Genomic DNA, 19,145 nt, shown 5'->3' on the forward strand with positions numbered 1-19,145 from the left:
CGGTGACGTCCGCTGCACCCGGGTGACCAAGGGATATCGCACCGGGCTGAGTGGGCGCGAGGGAGTACCACCTATCGAGTGTCATGCCCCGGAACGGGAGCAGTGCACCGGATGACGGTGTCGCGGTCGGTGATGATCGCGGCGAGCCGGTCGTCGTCGCGGACGGGCAGGACGCCCACGTCGAGCCGGTGCATCGGCGGCGTGGCGCGGGGGAGCGCTTCGTGCGTTGGGGTGGACGCGACTTCCCGATGCCGGATGTCGCGTGCCTCCACGGTCGTCGCGGTCCGTGTCGGCGGTCACCACGCTCACCGCACGACCGTGTGCGCCTCACTCGCGCGGGCGGTTCGCGCGCCGTGCCCGGCGGGGCGGCGCCGACCTTCCCCGAGCGCGGCGGAAGTCCGGTGGACGTCGCGGTGTGCGGCGGCGCAGGATGACGGCCGTGCCGGAACCCAGCAGCATTTACGTGGTCGACTACGACCCCGACTGGCCGCGGCAGGCCGCTGTCGCGATCGACGCCCTCCGGGCAGCGGCGCCCGGGCTGTTCGTGGAGGTCGAGCACATCGGCTCCACTGCGGTTCCCGGACTGGCGGCCAAGCCCGTCATAGACCTGATGGCCGCCGTCCACGACCTCGCGCACGTCCGTCCGCACCGGTCGGCGCTCGCGCGCCTCGGCTTCCGGCCGCACGACAACGGGATGACCGACCGGCTGCTGTTCGTCCGCGCGGACAGGGCTGCTCGAAGCCACATCCTGCACGTGGTGAGCCTGGAGAGCTGGCCCGCGCGCAACCAGCGGATCTTCCGGGACCACCTGCGCGCCCACCCCGAGGACGCGGCCCGCTACGCGCGGCTCAAGCGGGCGATCGCCGCCGCCGGCACGGCACCGGGCGGGTACGCGCGGGCGAAGACGGCGCTGGTGCAGGAACTCACCGACCGCGCCCGCGCACGACTCGGCCTGCCACCGGAGCCCGTGTGGGAGAAGCGGTGATCACGCCCGCCTCCACGCGGTCGGTGTGTCAACGGTGAGTGACCACTGACGCCGGTGGTAGTACTCTCTTGTGGTTCGCTCGCCCTGGGCCCTGACAGGCCTTCCCGTGTCCTTTCCTCCCCGAGCGGGTTCACGCGAGTGGACCGTCCACACCGGACCGCAAGCCTGCGGCGGCAGGGCTAGCGCTCCAGGCGGCTGGGGTCTCCGAGCGCGCTCCGGCGCACGAGCCAGGCTTCGGTGATGTGGCTGGACATGGCTTCGGCGGCGCCCGCCGGGTCGCGTGCCGCGATCCGCTGGTGGATCCGGCGGTGTCCCTGGTTTGACGCCACGCACAGGGCGCGTTCGCTCCTGCCCGTGTAGCGGGCGGTGTTGACGACCTGGCTCTCCAGCGCGCGCACGACGCCACGGGCGATGCGGTTGCCCGACGCCTGCATGATCGCGTCGTGGAAGGCGTGGTCCTGGGCGCGGTAGGCGACCGGGTCGTCCACGAGCCGGTCCATGAGGTCCACGAGGTCGCGCAGCCGGTCGACGGTGTCCTGGTCGGCGGTGCGGGCCGCGACCAGCGCCATGTCCGATTCGAGCAGCCGTCGGGTGACCACCAGGTCGTCCAGGACGCCCAGGGTCTCGTCCTCGGCGATGACGGCCCCGAGGACGAGTTCGTCGAGCATGTTCCACGTCGACGGCGGGTTGATCACCGTGCCGGCGCCCTGGCGCACCTGGACCAGGCCCTTCTCCTGGAGGATCTTCACCGCCTCGCGGACGACGGTCCGGCTCACCGAGAAGGTCTCGCCGAGCGCGGGCTCGGACGGCAGCGACGTCCCGGAGGGGTGGACGCCGCGCACGATGCGTCCGACGAGTTCGGCGGTGATCGCCCTCGCGAGGTTCGCCGGCCGACGTGGCCACGCCGGGGCGGCGGGTGCGCCCGCGGTCGGTTGCTGGCCTGGTGCCGTCATCGTTCCTCCGGTTGCGCTCGCCCACGTGCGCTGAGCGTGGGGACGAGTGTACTGGAATGGAGGCGTTGACGTCATACGTCATACGAGTTAGGTTCACCGCATCCCGTCGGGCCTTCGCCGCCCGGCCACCATCTGGGAGAAGTGAGCAGCGATGAAGCAGCGCACACTATGGTCGACCGCCTTGGTCGTGGGGTTGGCCCTGACCGCTGGTTGCGGGAGCGCCGCGGGACCGGGTTCCCCCGCCGGCGGCTCCGGCGACAAGCTCGTGGTCTGGGACTGGAAGTCCGGTGACGCGAAGGCGGCCGGCTACGTCGAGAAGGCGAAGGCCGATTTCGCCAAGAAGCACCCGGGCGTCCAGGTCGAGTTCGTGGCCCAGCCGTTCGACCAGTACTACACGCTGCTCGGGACGGCGATCCAGGCCGGCAAGGGACCGGACGTCATCCTGTTCAACGGTGGCGGTCAGATCCGTGACCGGGTCGACGCGCTCGCCCCGCTGGACACCTACCTCGCCGAGGACGAGAAGCGGCTGGCCGGCTGGGACGCGTTCACCAAGGACGGGAAGACCTACGCCGCGCCGGTCACGCTCCAGGGGCACCCGCTCTACTACAACAAGGCGCTCTACGAGAAGGCCGGGCTGAACCCGGACGCCCCGGCCAAGACGTGGGACGACTTCGTCAAGAACTGCGGCGTCATCACCGAGAAGACGGGCGCGAAGTGCTTCGCGCTGGGCAACAAGGAGGGCATCGGGATCCAGTTCTTCCTGTCGGCCATGGGATCCGCGGTCCTGACGCCGCAGGAGTACGACGCCTGGATCGCCGGGAAGCGTGACTGGTCGTCGCCGGACGTGAAGCGCGTCTTCGAGCTGTGGAAGCAGACCAACGACGCCGGCCTGAACACCGACGGCGCCAACTCCACCGCGATGTTCAACGACGCGTTCGCGGCCTTCCAGTCCGGCAAGGCGGCGAACGTCATCGGCCTGATGTCCGACATCGGGCACTGGAAGGACTTCGCCGAGTTCCTCGACGCGGACAAGGTCGGCGTGATGGACGCGCCGGTGGTCAACCCCGCGGCGACGCCGAGCCTGCCCTACGACGGCGGCATCGGCTACGGGGTGGCGAAGTGGACCAAGGACCCGAAGGTCGCCGCCGACCTGGTGCGGTCGTTGACGTCGACCGACGCCCTGAAGGCCTTCTACGTCGACGGGGGCGCGATCGCGTCCGACACGACCATCGACGTCTCCGAGGGCGGCCCGTCCGTCAAGACGATCGTCTCGGAGGTCGAGTCCGGGAAGCCTGCCTTGCACGTCGCCCTGTCCAGCAAGACGATCGACCTGATGGGTCGCCTCTCGCAGCAGCTGCTCAGCGGCTCGATCACCGTGGACGAGGTCGTGCAGCAACTGGCCGCCTCCGACAAGACGGGCTGATCGGCGTGGCCGCACACTCCCTGTCCTCGGTCGGCCCGGTTCCGGCCGGGTCGACCGAGGGGCCCGTCGGCGCCCCACCGGCACGCCGACCGCGTCCGGCCGGGCGGTCGCCGCGGCGCAACCGTCGTGGGTCGAGGGCTGAGCGTCTGGCGCCGTTCGTGCTGTTGGCGCCGGCGGTGTTGATCATTGTGGTGTTGCGGTTGTGGCCGTTGGTGTTGGGGGTGAACTTCTCGTTCACCGGTGACGGTGTCCGTAACGGCATGTGGGTGGGGTTGGCGAACTACGTGACGTTGTTCGGTGATCCGTTGTTCCGGATGGCGTTGCGTAATGTGGGTTTGTTGGTGTTGTTGCTTCCAGTGGCGGTGGCGATTCCGGGTCTGTTGGCGACGTTCGTGTATTTGCGGGTGCCGGGGCATCGGGTGTACCGGGGTGTCTATTTCTTCCCGGCGGTGTTGTCGCCGGTGATCGTCGGTGCGATCTTCAACCTGCTGCTGGCCTACGACGGCCCGGTCAACACGGTGCTCGGCGCGGTGGGGCTCGGTCCGGTGGACTGGTTGGGCGATCCGGACGTGGCGATCTTCGCGGTGGTCGGTGTGCACGTCTGGGCCACGTTCGGGATGGCGCTGGTCGTCTTCCTGGCCGGGTTCTCCACCCTGGACCCCTCGCTGCTCGATGCGGCCAAGGTGGACGGCGCGTCGCTGCCGCAGACGATCTGGCACGTGATCATCCCGAGCCTGTCCCGCACGATCCAGTTCGTGTTCGTCACCACGATGATCGGCATGTTGACGTCGATGTTCGGCCTGCTGTTCGTGATGACCAACGGTGGACCGGAGGCGTCGACCTACCTGCCTGAGTACTACATCTGGGTGCAGCAGGGGCAGTTCAACCAGCCGGCGCTCGCGTCCGCGGCGTCGACCGCGTTGTTCTTGATCATGCTCGTGGTGGGGCTGGCCCAGATCGCCGTCCTGCGCCGCGCGGGCAAGGAGGACTGATGTCCGGCACCCGATTGACGAAGTGGGTCGTCGCGGTCCCCATGGCCGCGCTCGCGCTGGCCACCGTCTACCCCTTGGTGTTCACCGCCAACGTCGCGATGAAGACCCGCCGCGAGTACGTCCTCGACCGGTTCTCCCTGTCCGGCTCGCTGCACTGGGAGAACATCGTCAAGGCGTGGACGAGCGTCGGGATGTCCCGGTACTTCGTGAACTCGGTGATCGTGGTGACGTGCTCGGTGGCGTTGCTGCTGCTGTTCGGGTCGATGGCCGGCTTCGCGCTTGCCCGGCTGCGCTTCCGAGGGTCGTCAACGCTGTTCCTGGGTGTCCTCGCGGCGCTGTTCATCCCCTTCCAGGTCATCATGGTCCCGCTGGCGCGGGTGATGGCCGACGCCGGCCTCATCGACACCTACCCCGGTCTCGTCCTCGCCTACGTGGCGCAGTTCCTGCCGTTCACGATCTTCCTGATGACCAGCTACTACTCGACCGTGCCGCCGGAGATCGTGGACGCGGCGCGCATCGACGGGAACACCGTGTACGGCGTGTACTGGCGGATCATGCTCCCGATGGGCGCACCCGCGCTGTTGTCGGTGGGGGTGCTCAACGCCCTGTTCTGCTGGAACGACGTGCTCATCTCCCTGCTGATGATGCCGTCGGCCGAGCACCGCACGCTCATGGTCGGGGTCACCTCGTTGCGCGGGCAGTACTCCGACGACATACCCACGTTCGCCTCCGGCGTGCTCATAGCCGCGGTACCCGTCCTGGTCGTCTACCTGTTCCTGCAACGCCAGATCGCCGACGGTGTCACCGCCGGGTCCACGAAGGGCTGACATGCGCATCACCGGTTACCGGACCCTCACCGCGGTCCAGGACTGGGGCCGACCGATCGGCGACGCCAACGGCGTCTACGCCGGGGGCCTCGTCCGGGTGCCGATCGTCCTCGTCGAGACCGACGTGGGCATCACCGGCGTCGGACTCGGACCGCACGTGGAGATCGAGGCGATCTTCGCCGCCGTCGAGGGCGAGGACCCGCGCGGCGTCACCGCCCTGTACGACCGGATGCTGCGCCGTGCGTTCAAAGCGGGCCACGCGGGCACGGTGTTCGGCACGATCGGCGCCTTGGACACCGCGTTGTGGGACATCAAGGCACAGGCCGCCGGCGAACCGCTGTGGCGGCTGCTCGGCGGCCGCGACCGCCGCGTCCCCGCCTACGCCTCGGGTCTGGACATCGCCCTGGACGACGACGAACTCGTCGCGGTGTACCAGGCCTACGCCGACCGCGGGCTGCGCGCGGCGAAGATCAAGGGCGGTCTCGACGTCGAGCGCGACCGGCACCGCCTCGCCCTGGTCCGCGACGTGCTCACCGACGCGGGCCGCGGCACACGACCGGGCCTGATGCTCGACGTCAACGAGACCTGGACGCGCAAGCAGGCCGTCCGCCACGTCGGCGAACTCGAACGGACCCTGGACCTGACCTGGGTCGAGGAGCCCGTCCGGAGGTGGGACGCGGAAGGGCACGTGGCCGTCAGTCGCGGCATCCGCGCCTCGGTCGCCACCGGGGAGAACCTCACCGGCCTCGAACAGTTCCGCCCGCTCATCGCGGCCGGCGCGGTCGACGTCGTCCAGACGGCCGCGGTCTGGGGCATCACCCACTTCCTGCGGGTCTCCGCCTTCGCCCACGCCCACGACCTGCCCGTCAGCCCCATCGGCACCACACCGGTCGGCCTGCTGCACGCCGCGACGTCGGTGCCCAACCACCTGGCCAGCGAACTGCAGGACCTCCGGCCACCGCTGGGGGTCTCCCTCGACCACCACGTCGAGGACGGCGCGTACGTCCTCGGCGACCGCCCCGGCCTGGGCATCCGCCTCGACGAGGAGGCGATCGCCGCCTCCGGGCACCGACTCCCCGACCCGACGTCCGGCGGCGCCCACATCCGACCGGAACGCGCCGGACGTCGCCTGCTCCCGGTCGACGCGCGCGGGGAACCGTCGAGCGCCGCCCTCAACGCCTGAACCGGTGCCGCCGGACACCCCTGGAGAAACGGACGTGGACAGCGCCGACCCGGCCGCACCGCGCCGGACCTCGACTACGCCGGACCTCGACTACATCGTCAAGCGACGTGGATGGAGCGATCGACCATGCGTGACTTCGACGGACTGGTGGCCCTGGTCACCGGTGGCGGTTCGGGGATCGGTCGGAGCACGGCTGAGCTGCTGTTCGACCGCGGTGCGCGGGTGGCCGTGCTCGACCTGGCCGCGAGCGACCTCCCGAGCGGCGTGTTCTTCGTGCGGACGGACGTCACGGACGACCAGAGCGTCCGCGACGCCGTGGAGGCGGTGGTCGAGCGCTTCGGCGGCCTCGACGTGGTGGTGAACAACGCGGGCATCGGAGCACAGGGCGACGTGACCGCCGCCACCGACGAGGAGTGGCTCAGGGTGTTCGACGTCAACGTGTTCGGGATGGCCCGGGTGGCCCGCGCCTGCGTGCCCCACCTGCGCGGCTCCCGCGCCGCCGCCATCGTGAACACCGGCTCGATCGCGGGTACCGCGGGTCTGCCGCAGCGGGCGGTCTACACGGCGAGCAAGGGCGCGGTGCACGCCTTCACCCGTGCGCTCGCCGCCGACCACGTGCGTGAGGGCATCCGGGTGAACGCCGTCGCTCCCGGCACCGCCGACACCCCGTGGGTGCGCAGGCTGCTCGACTCGGCGCCGGACCCGGTGGCCGAGCGCGCGGCGCTGGAGGCCAGGCAGCCGCACGGCCGGCTGGTCCAGGCCGACGAGATCGCCGCGGCGATCGCGTTCCTCGCCAGTCCCGTGTCGGGTTCGACCACCGGGACGGTGCTCGCCGTCGACGGCGGCATGGACGGGCTCCGGCTTCGCCCGCAGGCCTGACGAACCCGACTGGCACAGTGAATCGAGGAACGATGACCACCGACCAGGTCGCCGGCGACAGGTCGCCCTCGTCGAGGCTGGGCCTCGGGACCTCCCCGCTGGGCAACCTCTACACCGAGGTGAGCGACAGCCGGGCCCGCGCCGTGGTCGACGCGGCGTGGGAAGCCGGTATCCGGAGCTTCGACACCGCCCCGCACTACGGGCTGGGTCTGGCGGAACGACGGCTCGGCGCCGCGCTGGCGGGCCGTCCGCGCGAGGAGTTCCTCCTGTCCACCAAGGTGGGACGGCTGCTGGTGCCCGATCCGACGGGAGCGGGGCGGCTGGACGACGACGGCTTCGCGGTGCCGGCAACCCTGCGCCGCGTGTGGGACTTCAGCGCGGCCGGCGTGCTGCGCGCTCTGGAGTCCTCGCTCGAACGCCTCGGGCTCGACCGGGTGGACGTGGTCTACCTGCACGACCCCGACGACCACTGGGACCAGGCGGTGGGCGAAGCGGTGCCCGCGCTGGTCGAACTGCGGGAGCAGGGCGTGATCGGCGCGATCGGTGTCGGGATGAACCAGTGGCGGATGCCCGCCCGGTTCGTGCGCGAGTCCGATGTGGACGTGGTCATGCTCGCCGGCCGCTACACCCTGCTGGAGCAGTCCGCGTTGGCCGAGTTCCTCCCGCTGTGCGCGGAGCGCGGGGTGGAGGTCGTCGCCGCCGGGGTGTTCAACTCCGGCCTGCTGGCCCTGCAGGAGGTGCCGGACGACGCCACCCACGACTACCGCGCCGCGCCGGTGGACCTGATCGACCGCGCCCGGCGGATCGCCGCGGTCTGCGCGCGGCACGGCACGACCCTGCCGACCGCGGCGCTGTGGTTCCCCCTCGGGCACCCGGCGGTGACCGGCGCGGTCGTCGGTGCCCGCACCGAGGCCGAGATCCGCGCGAACGTCGCCGCGCTCACCGCGCCACCTCCCCCTGGGCTGTGGGCGGACCTGCGCGGCGAAGGGCTGCTCGCGGCTGACGTGCCGACCCCGTGACCCAGGACAAACACGACCCGGACGAGAGAGGAACGGCATGCGACTGCTGCGAGTGGGCGATCCCGGATCGGAGGTTCCCGTGGTGCTGGACGAGGCAGGTGACGCGCGTGACCTGCGGTCGGTGACCAGCGGGATCGACGGTGACTTCCTGGCCGGCGGCGGTGTGTCGCGGGTTCGCGACGCCCTGGCCGGTGGCGGCCTGCCGACCGTGGACACCACGGGGATGCGGATCGGCGCGCCGGTCGCCCGCCCGGGTGCCCTGGTGTGCATCGGGCTCAACTACTCCGACCACGCGGCCGAGACGGCGGCCGAACCGCCCCGTGAACCCGTGGTGTTCATGAAGGCCACCAACACGGTCGTCGGGCCGAACGACACCGTGCTGGTGCCCAGGACGAGCGTGAAGACCGATTACGAGGTGGAGCTGGCCGTCGTGCTCGGCGCCACCGCGCGCTACCTGGACAGCCCGCGGGACGCGGCGGCGGTCATCGCGGGCTACGCGATCTCCGACGACGTCAGCGAGCGCGACTTCCAGCTCGAGCGGGGCGGCCAGTGGACCAAGGGCAAGTCCTGCGAGACGTTCAACCCGTTGGGGCCGTGGCTGGTCACCGCCGACGAGGTGGGCGACCCGCAGGCCCTCGGGTTGCGGCTCAGCGTCAACGGAGAGCTCCGGCAGGACGGCAACACCGCGAACATGCTGTTCGGCGTGCACCACGTCATCTGGTACCTCAGCCAGTTCATGGTTTTGGAACCCGGTGACGTGGTGAACACCGGCACGCCCGCGGGTGTGGCGCTCGGCGCCAACGACTTCGGCTACCTGCGCGAAGGCGACGCCGTCGAGGTCGGCATCGACCGCTTGGGCGTGCAGCGGCACCTGATCGGGCAGGCGTGACCGCGATGCGCCGGATCGACGCGCACCACCACCTCTGGGACCTCTCCGCCCGGTCGCAGGACTGGCTCGACGGGCCGGAGCTGGAGCCGATCCGGCGTGACTTCGGGCCGGCCGAGCTGCGCGCGGTGACCGGCGCGGCGGGGGTGGACGCCACGGTCCTGGTCCAGGTGCTCCCCGACGTAGACGAGACGGTCGAGTTCCTCGCGCTGGCGGGGGAGTCCGACCTGGTCGCGGGCGTCGTCGGGTGGGTGGACCTCACCGCGCCCGACGTCACCGGGCAGCTGGACGCGTTGCGCTCGGGACCGGGCGGCGACCGACTGGTGGGTGTCCGGCACCTGGTGCAGGCCGAACCGGACCCGGACTGGCTCACGCGTCCCGACGTGCTCGCCGGACTGCGAGCCGTGCGGGACGCGGGACTGGTCTACGACCTGCTCACCCTGCCTCACCAGTTGCCTGCGGCGGTGCGGGTGGCGCGGGAGATGCCCGACCTGGTGTTCGTGCTGGACCACCTGTCCAAGCCGGACATCGCCGGCGGGACCTTCGAGCCGTGGGCGACGCGGCTGTCCGAGCTGGCCGCCTCGCCGAACGTGGCCGCGAAGGTGTCCGGCCTCGTGACCGAGGCGGACCGGCGGCGGTGGACCGTGGCCGACCTGCGGCCCTACGTCGACCTCGCGCTGGAGGTGTTCGGACCGGACCGGCTGATGGTCGGTTCCGACTGGCCGGTCAGCCTGCTCGCCGCCACCTACGACCAGGTCGTCGACGCCGCCGAGCAGTTGACGGCCGACCTCACCACCGCCGAGCACGACCAGGTCTTCGGCGGCACGGCCACCCGCGTCTACCGGTTGGGGGACAGCTGATGCGCACCGTGCGACTGGCCTACGGCGAGACGGGTCTGGACCTGCGGGTCGACCCGGCGGTGACCACCGTGGTGACGCCCCGGCACCACCGGGCCACCGAGGCGCCGCGGGAGATCCTGCGCCGGGCGTTGCGGACGCCGGCGGCGGGTCCGCCGTTGCGGGACCGGGTGCGGCGCGGCCAGACCGTGGCGATCTCCGCGTGCGACGGGACGCGTCCGCAGCCGCGGGAACTGATGATCCCGGCGATCTTGGAGGAGCTGGACGGCCTGGTCGACCTCGACGACGTCGTGGTGCTGGTCGCGACCGGGACGCACCGGGGCAACTCCGAGGCCGAGCTGCGCCGGATGTTCGGCGACGAGGTGGTCGACTCGGTGCGGATCGTCAACCACGACGCCCGCGACCGCAGCGCCCTGACGTGGATGGGCGAGATCGGCGCGGGCGTGCCGGTGTGGCTCAACAGCGAGTGGGTCGCCGCGGACGTGCGCATCACGACCGGTTTCGTCGAGCCGCACTTCTTCGCCGGGTTCTCGGGTGGTCCGAAGCTGGTCGCACCCGGCCTGGCCGCGTTGGAGACGGTGCTGGTGCTGCACGACGCGCACCGGATCGGCCACCCGCGGGCGGCGTGGGGGATCATCGAGGGCAACCCCGTGCACGACGACGTGCGCGCCATCGCGGCCGCCACCGGCGTGACGTTCGGGTTCGACGTGGTCCTGAACCAGGACAAGGAGGTCGTCGCCGCGTTCGGCGGTGACCTGCTCGCCATGCACGCCGAGGCGGTGCGCACGGCCCGCGAGGTCGCCATGCGGCCGGTGCCGCAGCTGTTCGACGTGGTGGTGACCACCAACTCCGGCTACCCGCTCGACCAGAACCTCTACCAGGCGGTGAAGGGGATGTCGGCCGCCTACCAGGTGGTCAAGCCGGGTGGCGTGATCGTGTGCGCGGCCGAGTGCCGGGACGGCTTCCCCGACCACGGGTCCTACCGCGAGGTGCTCGCTTCGGCGGGTTCGCCGGCGGCGTTGTTCGCGGAGATCTCCGCGCGGTCGACCACCGTGCCGGACCAGTGGCAGGTCCAGATCCAGGCGCGCATCCAGGCCGACTGCCGGGTCGTCATGCACACCTCCTACCTCAGCGACGCCGAGTTGGCGACCGCGCACCTGGAGCAGACCGCGGACGTCTCCGCGACCGTCGCCGAGGCGCTTGCGGCGGCCGGGCCGGACGCCCGGCTGTGCGTGCTGCCCGAAGGCCCCCAGACGATCCCGTACGTCGACAGGGAGGGTGGACATGACCGAACCGGACGCGGTTGATCTCGGGTTCGCGAGGGTGGACGTGGGTCGTGAGGTGCGTCAGGGGTTGCCGGAGGTGGTGTACGGCGGCGGGAAGACGTCCGACCAGGTGATCGGGATCGTGGGTGCGTTGTTGGTGCACAACGTGGGTCCGGTGTTGGTGACGCGGGTGGGGCCGGGTGTGGCGTCAACGGTGTTGGCGGCGGTGCCGGGTGGTTCGTACGACGATGAGGCTCGGTTGCTGGTGTGGCGTCCGGCAATGTCGGTGGGGTTCGGTGTGGTCGTGGTGGCGGCGGGGACGGCGGACTTGCCGGTGGTGCGGGAGGTCGCGGGGGTGGCGGGTGCGGTGGGGTTGGGTGTGTCCGTGGTGACGGATGTGGGTGTGGCGGGGTTGGACCGGTTGTTGGGGGAGCGGGAGCGGTTGCGGGCGGCGGACATGGTGGTCGTGGTGGCGGGGATGGAGGGTGCGTTGGCGAGTGTGGTCGGTGGTCTGGTGGCGTGTCCGGTGGTGGCGGTGCCCACGTCGACGGGGTACGGCGCCGCGTTGGAGGGTGTGACGGCGTTGTTGGCGATGCACGCCTCCTGCGCGGCGGGGATCACGGTGGTGAACATCGACTCCGGGTTCGGTGCGGCGATGGCGGCGTTCCGGCTGGCCCGCGTGGCGGGGCGGACGGCGACGTGAGCGGGGTGTGCGTGGTGTCGCCGTTCACCGGGTTGGCGGGGGACATGCTGCTGGCCGCCCTGGTGGACGCGGGCGCGCCGCTGGACGGGATCCGGGCGGCGGTGGCGGAGACGGGTCTGACCGGTTGGGACCTGTCCGTCACCCCTGTGCTGACGCACGGGTTGACGGGGTGTCGGGCGGTGGTGTCGGTGTCGGACGACGCGACGAGCCGTCGGGCGGGGGAGTTGATCGCCATGGCCGGACGGGTCCGCGACCGCGTGGTGGCGGAGACGGCGGTGGCCGCGCTCCGGGCGATCGCCGAGGTCGAGGGTCGTCTGCACGGCGAGGACCCGGACCGGGTGCACCTGCACGAGCTCGGCGGTCACGACACGTTGGTGGACATCGTCGGTGTCGCCGCCGCGTTGCGTGCCCTGAAGGTCGACGCGGTGCACTGTGAGGCGTTGCCGATCGGTGCGGGGGTGGTTCGGACGGCGCACGGGGTGCTGCCGTGTCCGGCTCCGGCGACCGCGGCGCTGTTGGCGGGTGCACGGGTGGTGGGCACCAGCCTGCCGGGTGAGACGGTGACCCCGACCGCCGCCGCGTTGTTGCGGGCGGTGGGTGCCGATTACGGTCCGCCGCCGGAGATGCGCCAGTCGGCCACCGGCTACGGCGTCGGCACCAGGACACTGCCCGACCGACCCAATGTCGCCGTCGTCCGGCTCGGCGACCGGGAGCCCGCGGACGTGCGGGACCTGGTGGTGTTGGAGACGAACGTGGACGACGTGACCGGTGAGGTGCTCGGCTACCTCGTCGCCGTCCTGCTCGATTCGGGTGCGTTGGACAGTTGGATCACGCCGGTGGTGATGAAGAAGGGCAGGCCGGGGCATGTGGTGCACGCGCTGACCACGCCGGAGGCCGCGGTGGGGGTCGAGCGGCGGATGCTGGCGGAGACGGGCACTCTGGGTGTGCGCCGCACGGTCGTGCGGCGCACCGCCCAACCCCGCACCATCGACACCGTCGAGGTCGACGGGATGCCGGTACGGCGCAAGCACGGGCCGCACCACGGCAAGCCGGAGTTCGACGACGCCGTGGCCGTCGCCCGTCGTACGGGTCTGCCGTTGCGCACCGTGCTGGCCAAGGCCGCCGAACACCCCAGGGAGTCGTGATGGACGTCGACGCGGTCGCGGAGCGGCTTGTGGACCACTTGAGGGCGGTCGGTCCGGTGGCCGTGGCGTTCTCGGGTGGGGTGGACTCCGCGCTGGTGTTGGCCGCCGCGGCGCGCGCCACCGGCCCCGACGCGGTACTGGCCGTCACCGCGGACTCCGCCAGCCTCGCCGCCGCCGAACTGGCCCACGCGGTCGCGTTCGCCGAGGGCCTCGGGGTGCGGCACGTGGCGCCCGCGACCGCTGAGCTGGACGATCCGGCGTATGCGGCCAACGGTCGGGACCGGTGCTACTTCTGCAAGTCGACGGTGCTGGACGCGATCACCGCGGTCGCGCGGGAGCACGGTCTGCGCGCGGTGGCGACGGGGGTGAACGCCGACGACGCGGTGGACCCGTTCCGGCCGGGTATCCGCGCGGGCGACGAGATCGGTGTGCGCACCCCGTTGCGCGATCTGGGCCTGGCCAAGGCCGAGGTCCGGGCGGTGAGTCGCCTGTGGGGTCTGTCGACGTGGGACAAGCCGGCGATGCCGTGCCTGGCCAGCCGGGTGCGCTACGGGATCGCGATCACCCCGGCCCGTCTCGCCCGGGTCGAGCGTGCCGAGGTCGCCGTCCGGACGTGGCTCGCCGACGCGGGCACGCCCGTCCGGGACCTGCGGGTCCGTGACCTGGGGGACACCGGCAGGATCGAACTCGACCCACACCTGGCCCGCCGACCCGACATCGCACCGGCGCTGACCGGGATCGTCCGGGCGGCGGGCTTCGACCACGCCGAGATCACCGTCTTCCGGTCGGGCGCCCTCAACCACGAACCAACCCCGTGAGCCGGGCGGCACGGTCCCGGCCGAGGACCGTGCCGCCCGGGCCGCACGTCAACTGCCGAACAACTTGCGGGTCTGCTCGATGATCGTCATGACGCTCAGCGCGCCGAACAACGCGATCGCCCAGCCGAGCACGGCCATGCGGCCGGCGCGGATGCGGATCGGCTCCGGCAGCACCTTGCGGTTGAGGACGATCAACAACCCGGAGTAGATGAACATCATCAAGGCGCCCACGCACGCGGAGATCACCAGCAGGAGCAGCGGCTGCCCGAGACCCGCCAGCACGATCACGCAGCCCACCAGCACCAACGCCCACACGATGGCGAAGTAGAGCGTGCTCTCCTTGAGCTTCTTGGCGTACGAGGTCTTGATCACGTCCGCGACGAGGCGGCTCGAGTAGTCCACGATGCCCAGCGCCGCGGCGAACAGCGCGAACGCACCGGTCACCCAGAACAGCGTGCCGAACCAGGCGCCGACGGTCTCCTTCAGCACCTCGCCCTCGATGCGCAGGAACCCGATGTTGTTCGGCAGACCGGGCCGGCCGTGGACGGTCGAGTAGGCGAGCAGCGAGGTGAACACGATCGACAGGAAGGTGATCAGCACGAAGGTGTAGAGCTGCTCGCGGTTCGCGAACCGCCACCACGCGCGCCACCGGGTCAGGTTCTCGTCGGTCGGCTCGAAGATGAACCCGGTGCTCGGCGCGGCCTCGGGCTTGCCGGTCACCGGGCTCTTGATGCGCGGCACGTACTTGCCCATGCCGAAGCCCTTGTCCCGGATCCAGTTGCTCTGCACCAGGTTCTGGCCGCCACCGGCGCCCGCGAAGGCGAGCGCGCCGGTCAGCAGCGCGAGGCCGAGCGTGCCGACCGGGACGCTCGCCCCCGTCACGATCTCGGGCACGTCGGCCCACGCGTCCGCGGAGATCGCGACCACCGCGCCGACCGCCAGCAGCACGAGCACCGCCGCGACCTTCAGCATCTCCGCCCGTTCCAGCGCCACGTACACCACCGGCGCCAGCGTGAGGATCAGCCCGATGGCGAGCAGCATCCCGACGGAGATCCAGCGGACGTCGCCGCCCCACAGGTAGGTGACCATGGTCGCCGAACTGGTCGCCCAGCCGGGCCACAGGTTCGCGAGCATGGTCAGCACCGCGAACACCAGGCCCCAGTGCCGCCAGAAGCGGCTGAAGCCGGTGAGGGCGGTCTCACCGGTGGCGAGCGTGTACCGCTCGATCTCCATGTTGAGGAAGAACTGGGTGGCCAGCCCGATCAGCGCCGCCCAGACGAACACGAGGCCGACCTGGGAGGCGATGTAGGGGAAGAGGATGAACTCGCCCGACGCCAGCCCGACGCCGGCGGCGATGATGCCCGGTCCGATGATCCGCCAGGTGGAGGTCGGGGCCTCCGGCAACGGCCGCACCTCGGGCGGTGGCAGGTGGCGGCCGGAGGGGAACCGGCTGGTCACGTCGTCGTGCTGCCTGGTCATCTGGTGATCCCTTCGCCGGAACTAGGAGATCTCCGTGGAGATCATACGGGGAACCCGCACGATCGGGCGAGGGAAGGGGCCGGGCCTCGCGGCCCGACGCGTGATCGCACCAACGAGTGGTCACGTCGCCGAGCCGGCCGCCGGTCGACGCCGAGGCGCCGACCGGCGGCCGCGGATCAACGCGCCGAGCAGGTCGGGGAGAGGCCGGTGGCGCTGCCGGTGGCCTGGAAGCCGAACTCGACGGACTGGCCGGCCCCGACGGAGCCGTTGTAGTCGACGTTGGTGAACGCGACGGTGCCGGTGGTGCCGCTGCGGTTGGCGCTCCACTGGTTGGTGACGGTGGTCCCGGACGGCAGGGACACCGAGACCGACCAGCCGTTGAGCGCCGACGTGCCCGCGGTGACCTTGACGTTGGCGACGAAGCCGCCGTTCCAGCTGTTCAGCGACGCCGTCGCGGTGCAGCTGCCGGGACCGGGGTTCTGCGTCGTGGTGGTGGTAGTCGTGGTGGTTGTGGTCGTCGTCGTGGTGGTCGTGGTGGTCGGCGACGCGGCGTTGAGGGCGTCGAGGACGGCGTTGTAGGCGGGCTTCTTGTTGCCGGAGCCGTCGAACAGCAGCGGCGAGTCGTTGGGGTAGCGCCAGGAGTCGGTGTCGCGGATGCCCCACACGGTGATGCCGGTGCAGCGCGCGACCGCGGTGCACGCCTGCGTCACGCGGCGGTAGTTGTCGGCCTGCTGGGTGCCGGAACCGGCGATGTCCAGCTCGGTGATCTGCACGTCGACGCCGAGCGCCGCGAAGCGCTGGATGGTGGTCTGGTAGTCGCTGGGGATGCCGGTGCCGAAGTGCGACTGGAGGCCGACGCAGTCGATCGGGACGCCGCGGGCCTTGAAGTCCTGCACCATCCGGTAGACGCCCTGGGTCTTGGCGGCGGCCCAGCTGTCGGTGTTGTAGTCGTTGTAGCACAGCTTGGCGCCGGGGTCGGCCGCGCGGGCGGTGCGGAAGGCGACCTCGATCCAGTCGTTGCCGGTGCGCTGCAGGTTCGAGTCACGCCGCCCGCCGGAGCCGCCGTCGGCGAAGGCCTCGTTCACCACGTCCCAGGCGTAGATCTTGCCCCGGTAGTAGGAGGCGACCCGGTTGATGTGGTTGACCAGCGCGGAGCGCAGTGCCGAGCCTTCCATGCCCTGCATCCACCGCGGTTGCTGCGAGTGCCAGGCCAGGGTGTGGCCGCGCACGCGCTTGCCCTGGGCGAGCGCGTGGTTCACGATGCGGTCGCCGTTGGAGAAGCTGAACTGGTTCTGGTTGGGCTCGGTGGCGTCCATCTTCATCTCGTTCTCGGCCGTCACCATGTCGAACTCGCGGTTCAGGATCCCCACGTAGGTGGAGTCGCCGAGCCTGCCTGCCGCGACGGCCGTGCCGTAGTAGCGGCCGCTCTGGGCCGCGGAAGCGCCCAGGGTGCTCGCGGCGCTCGCGGACGTGGTCGCGAGCAACGCGACGCCGCCCGTGGTCGAGGCGATCAACGTCGCCGCGAGCACCACCCGTGACACTGACCTCGCTGTCAGCTTCATCTTCGACACCTTCGCAGAAAGGCACCCGTCGTCCGTGACGGGTGAGATGGGCAGAACCGTTCGGCCGGTCCGGCGTCGCCGTGTCGCCGGGTGCGGGCGGCGCGCGAGCGTCGCGGCGGTGTGAGCGCGGGCCGGTGCTTCGCGAAACGGCGCACGGTGTGGTCGGCGCGATCCGCGAGCTGGTGCCAGGAGTGTCGCACCCCATTGTTCGCGCTCACAAGGTCTAACCGTGAAAAATGTGCGGTCAATTGAGCTGAATGGAGCAGTTTAAGCGCTGTGGTAGTACTTGAACTGTGTTTATGAGGCTTTTTCGAAAAGTTGCGCAACGCAGTCCGGGGAGCGGTAGCTAAAGTTAGCGCTCACATATTTAGCTTTGACCGGTCGAATCGCGTATCGCTACATTCGACTGGCAATCGGGGTCGCCCAGCGGGCCGCGACCCGACCCTGCCGGTGTCTGTCGAACGACGCTGGGCCGCCGCGCGTCGCGCGAGCCACGACACCGAACAGCGAAGGGACCGATAACCATGGCACACCTACCCCGGCGGCATCGCCTCGCGCTCGTCACGTCCGCGGCCCTGCTGGTGGCGGCGAGCGTGGTGACGGTGCTGAACACCGACTCCGCCCGAGCACTGGACAACGGCGTGGCGCGCACCCCACCGATGGGCTGGAACTCGTGGAACACGTTCGGCTGCAACATCAACGAGACGTTGATCAGGCAGATGACCGACGCCATGGTCAGCTCCGGCATGCGCGAAGCGGGCTACCAGTACGTGGTGGTGGACGACTGCTGGATGAACCCGAACCGTGACTCGGCGGGCAACCTCCAGGGCGACCCGGGCCGGTTCCCCAGCGGCATGAAGGCCCTCGGCGACTACATCCACGCCAGGGGCTTGAAGTTCGGCATCTACCAGGCGCCGTTGACCGAGACATGCGCCCAGTACTTCAACTCCTACCCCGGTTCGACCGGGGCGCTGGGCCACGAGGAGCAGGACGCCCGCCAGTTCGCCGCGTGGGGCGTGGACTACCTCAAGTACGACTGGTGCTCGCCGACCGGGTCGATGGACGACCAGGTGCGCGCGTTCGCGAAGATGCGCGACGCGCTGCGCGCCACCGGCCGCCCGATCGTCTACAGCATCAACTCCAACAGCATCCACGACAAGACCGGGCCCCGGCGCAACTGGGGCGACGTGTCGAACATGTGGCGCACCACCGAGGACATCACCAACAAGTGGGACACCGGGCAGACCAACGGCTACCCGATGGGCATCCAGAACATCGTCAACGTCACCGTGCCACTGGCCTCCTACGCCAAGCCGGGGTCGTTCAACGACATGGACATGCTCGAAGTCGGCCGCGGTGGCATGAACGACACGGAGATGCGCAGCCACTTCGCGCTGTGGGCGATCATGGCCTCGCCGCTCATCGCGGGCAACGACCTGCGGAACATGGACGCCGCCACGCAGACGATCCTGAAGAACCCGAACCTCATCGCCATCAGCCAGGACCCGCTCGGGTTGCAGGCCGTGCAGATCTCCAACGACGGCACCCGTCGCGTGCTGGCGAAACGTCTGTACAACGGCGAGGTCGCGATCGCCCTGTTCAACCAGGGCTCCACCACGACCACGATCTCCACCGCCGGCTACCAGGTCGGCCTGGAAGGCGTGTCGATCACCCTGCGGGACGCCTGGACGAACGCGGTCAGCAGTGGGAGCGACGGCATCTCCGCCTCCGTGCCGGCCCACGGCACCGTCGTCTACCTGGCCAAGGGTTCCGGTATGCCGACGAGCACCACCACCACGACGACCACCACCACCACCACCACCACCCCGCAGCCGGGCGACTCCTGCCGCGTCGCCAACACCACCAACGCCTGGGGCAACGGCCTCACCTCGGACATCACCATCACCAACACCGGGTCCACGCCCGTCAACGGGTGGTCGCTGGCGTTCGCCCTGCCCGGGGGTCAGACCATCACCTCCGGCTGGAACGCGAGCTACTCGCCGTCCTCAGGGCAGGTGACGGCGCGGAACGTCTCCTACAACGCCGGCATCGCGCCGGGGGCGTCGGTCTCCATCGGCTTCCAGGCCACCCACACCGGCAACGCGGCCAAGCCGGCCTCGTACGCCCTCAACGGCGCGACCTGCACCAGCGCCTGACCGCCGCCGCGGA

17 protein-coding genes are annotated in these 19,145 nt (G+C 70.7%); 14 read left to right on the top strand and 3 right to left on the bottom strand.

Annotation, left to right across the window (positions count from 1 at the left end):
- Nucleotides 1-439 precede the first annotated feature (439 nt).
- Complete coding sequence (locus AB0K14_RS28480; protein ID WP_360465425.1) at nucleotides 440-985, top strand: GrpB family protein; 546 nt, start codon at nucleotides 440-442, stop codon at nucleotides 983-985.
- A gap of 179 nt (nucleotides 986-1,164) precedes the next feature.
- Here AB0K14_RS28480 and AB0K14_RS28485 read toward each other — a convergent pair whose 3' ends face one another.
- Nucleotides 1,165-1,938 carry a FadR/GntR family transcriptional regulator gene (locus tag AB0K14_RS28485; RefSeq protein WP_360465422.1) on the bottom strand — a complete coding sequence of 258 codons (774 nt, stop codon included), beginning with the start codon at nucleotides 1,936-1,938 and terminating at the stop codon, nucleotides 1,165-1,167.
- A 151-nt stretch (nucleotides 1,939-2,089) separates the two neighbouring features.
- Between AB0K14_RS28485 and AB0K14_RS28490 the strand changes: the two genes are divergently transcribed.
- The 12 genes from AB0K14_RS28490 to larE all read left to right on the top strand — a co-directional run bounded on the left by AB0K14_RS28490 (nucleotide 2,090) and on the right by larE (nucleotide 13,935).
- On the top strand, nucleotides 2,090-3,361 hold the full coding sequence (locus AB0K14_RS28490; RefSeq protein WP_360465419.1) for an extracellular solute-binding protein: 1,272 nt from the start codon (nucleotides 2,090-2,092) through the stop codon (nucleotides 3,359-3,361).
- A gap of 176 nt (nucleotides 3,362-3,537) precedes the next feature.
- Nucleotides 3,538-4,353 (top strand): sugar ABC transporter permease, encoded by an 816-nt coding sequence (locus AB0K14_RS28495; RefSeq protein WP_364339224.1) that lies wholly within the window; start codon nucleotides 3,538-3,540, stop codon nucleotides 4,351-4,353.
- Entirely contained in the window at nucleotides 4,353-5,180 is an 828-nt protein-coding gene (locus AB0K14_RS28500) for a carbohydrate ABC transporter permease (RefSeq protein ID WP_360464576.1), read from the top strand. Before AB0K14_RS28495 ends, AB0K14_RS28500 begins: the two co-directional genes overlap by 1 nt.
- Before the next feature lies 1 nt (nucleotide 5,181).
- A complete protein-coding gene (locus AB0K14_RS28505) occupies nucleotides 5,182-6,363 on the top strand; it encodes a mandelate racemase/muconate lactonizing enzyme family protein (RefSeq protein ID WP_360464573.1) in 1,182 nt (393 codons plus the stop codon).
- A 126-nt stretch (nucleotides 6,364-6,489) separates the two neighbouring features.
- Nucleotides 6,490-7,242: an SDR family oxidoreductase gene (locus tag AB0K14_RS28510; RefSeq protein ID WP_360464570.1), complete on the top strand. Its 753-nt coding sequence runs from the start codon at nucleotides 6,490-6,492 to the stop codon at nucleotides 7,240-7,242.
- Between the two features lie 32 nt (nucleotides 7,243-7,274).
- On the top strand, nucleotides 7,275-8,261 hold the full coding sequence (locus AB0K14_RS28515; RefSeq protein ID WP_360464567.1) for an aldo/keto reductase: 987 nt from the start codon (nucleotides 7,275-7,277) through the stop codon (nucleotides 8,259-8,261).
- Nucleotides 8,262-8,298: 37 nt separating this feature from the next.
- Nucleotides 8,299-9,150 carry a fumarylacetoacetate hydrolase family protein gene (locus AB0K14_RS28520; RefSeq protein ID WP_360464564.1) on the top strand — a complete coding sequence of 284 codons (852 nt, stop codon included), beginning with the start codon at nucleotides 8,299-8,301 and terminating at the stop codon, nucleotides 9,148-9,150.
- Between the two features lie 5 nt (nucleotides 9,151-9,155).
- Entirely contained in the window at nucleotides 9,156-10,007 is an 852-nt protein-coding gene (locus tag AB0K14_RS28525; protein ID WP_360464579.1) for an amidohydrolase family protein, read from the top strand.
- Nucleotides 10,007-11,311 (top strand): nickel-dependent lactate racemase, encoded by a 1,305-nt coding sequence (gene larA / locus AB0K14_RS28530; protein ID WP_360464561.1) that lies wholly within the window; start codon nucleotides 10,007-10,009, stop codon nucleotides 11,309-11,311. Before AB0K14_RS28525 ends, larA begins: the two co-directional genes overlap by 1 nt.
- A complete protein-coding gene (gene larB / locus AB0K14_RS28535; RefSeq protein ID WP_360464558.1) occupies nucleotides 11,289-11,972 on the top strand; it encodes a nickel pincer cofactor biosynthesis protein LarB in 684 nt (227 codons plus the stop codon). Before larA ends, larB begins: the two co-directional genes overlap by 23 nt.
- Complete coding sequence (larC, locus tag AB0K14_RS28540; protein WP_360464555.1) at nucleotides 11,969-13,117, top strand: nickel pincer cofactor biosynthesis protein LarC; 1,149 nt, start codon at nucleotides 11,969-11,971, stop codon at nucleotides 13,115-13,117. Before larB ends, larC begins: the two co-directional genes overlap by 4 nt.
- Nucleotides 13,117-13,935: an ATP-dependent sacrificial sulfur transferase LarE gene (larE, locus tag AB0K14_RS28545; protein ID WP_360464552.1), complete on the top strand. Its 819-nt coding sequence runs from the start codon at nucleotides 13,117-13,119 to the stop codon at nucleotides 13,933-13,935. Before larC ends, larE begins: the two co-directional genes overlap by 1 nt.
- Nucleotides 13,936-13,983: 48 nt before the next feature.
- Here the strand turns inward: larE and AB0K14_RS28550 are convergent, their stop codons facing one another.
- Nucleotides 13,984-15,414 (bottom strand): Nramp family divalent metal transporter, encoded by a 1,431-nt coding sequence (locus tag AB0K14_RS28550; RefSeq protein WP_360464549.1) that lies wholly within the window; start codon nucleotides 15,412-15,414, stop codon nucleotides 13,984-13,986.
- 176 nt (nucleotides 15,415-15,590) lie between these two features.
- Nucleotides 15,591-16,976: an endo-1,4-beta-xylanase gene (locus tag AB0K14_RS28555; RefSeq protein WP_360464546.1), complete on the bottom strand. Its 1,386-nt coding sequence runs from the start codon at nucleotides 16,974-16,976 to the stop codon at nucleotides 15,591-15,593.
- A 524-nt stretch (nucleotides 16,977-17,500) separates the two neighbouring features.
- On the opposite strand from AB0K14_RS28555, the gene AB0K14_RS28560 reads away from it, so the two are divergent.
- Nucleotides 17,501-19,132 (top strand): cellulose binding domain-containing protein, encoded by a 1,632-nt coding sequence (locus tag AB0K14_RS28560; protein ID WP_360464543.1) that lies wholly within the window; start codon nucleotides 17,501-17,503, stop codon nucleotides 19,130-19,132.
- The last annotated feature ends 13 nt before the right edge of the window (nucleotides 19,133-19,145 follow it).

Source organism: Actinosynnema sp. NPDC050801 (assembly GCF_040673975.1).
Taxonomy (GTDB): Bacteria; Actinomycetota; Actinomycetes; order Mycobacteriales; family Pseudonocardiaceae; genus Actinosynnema.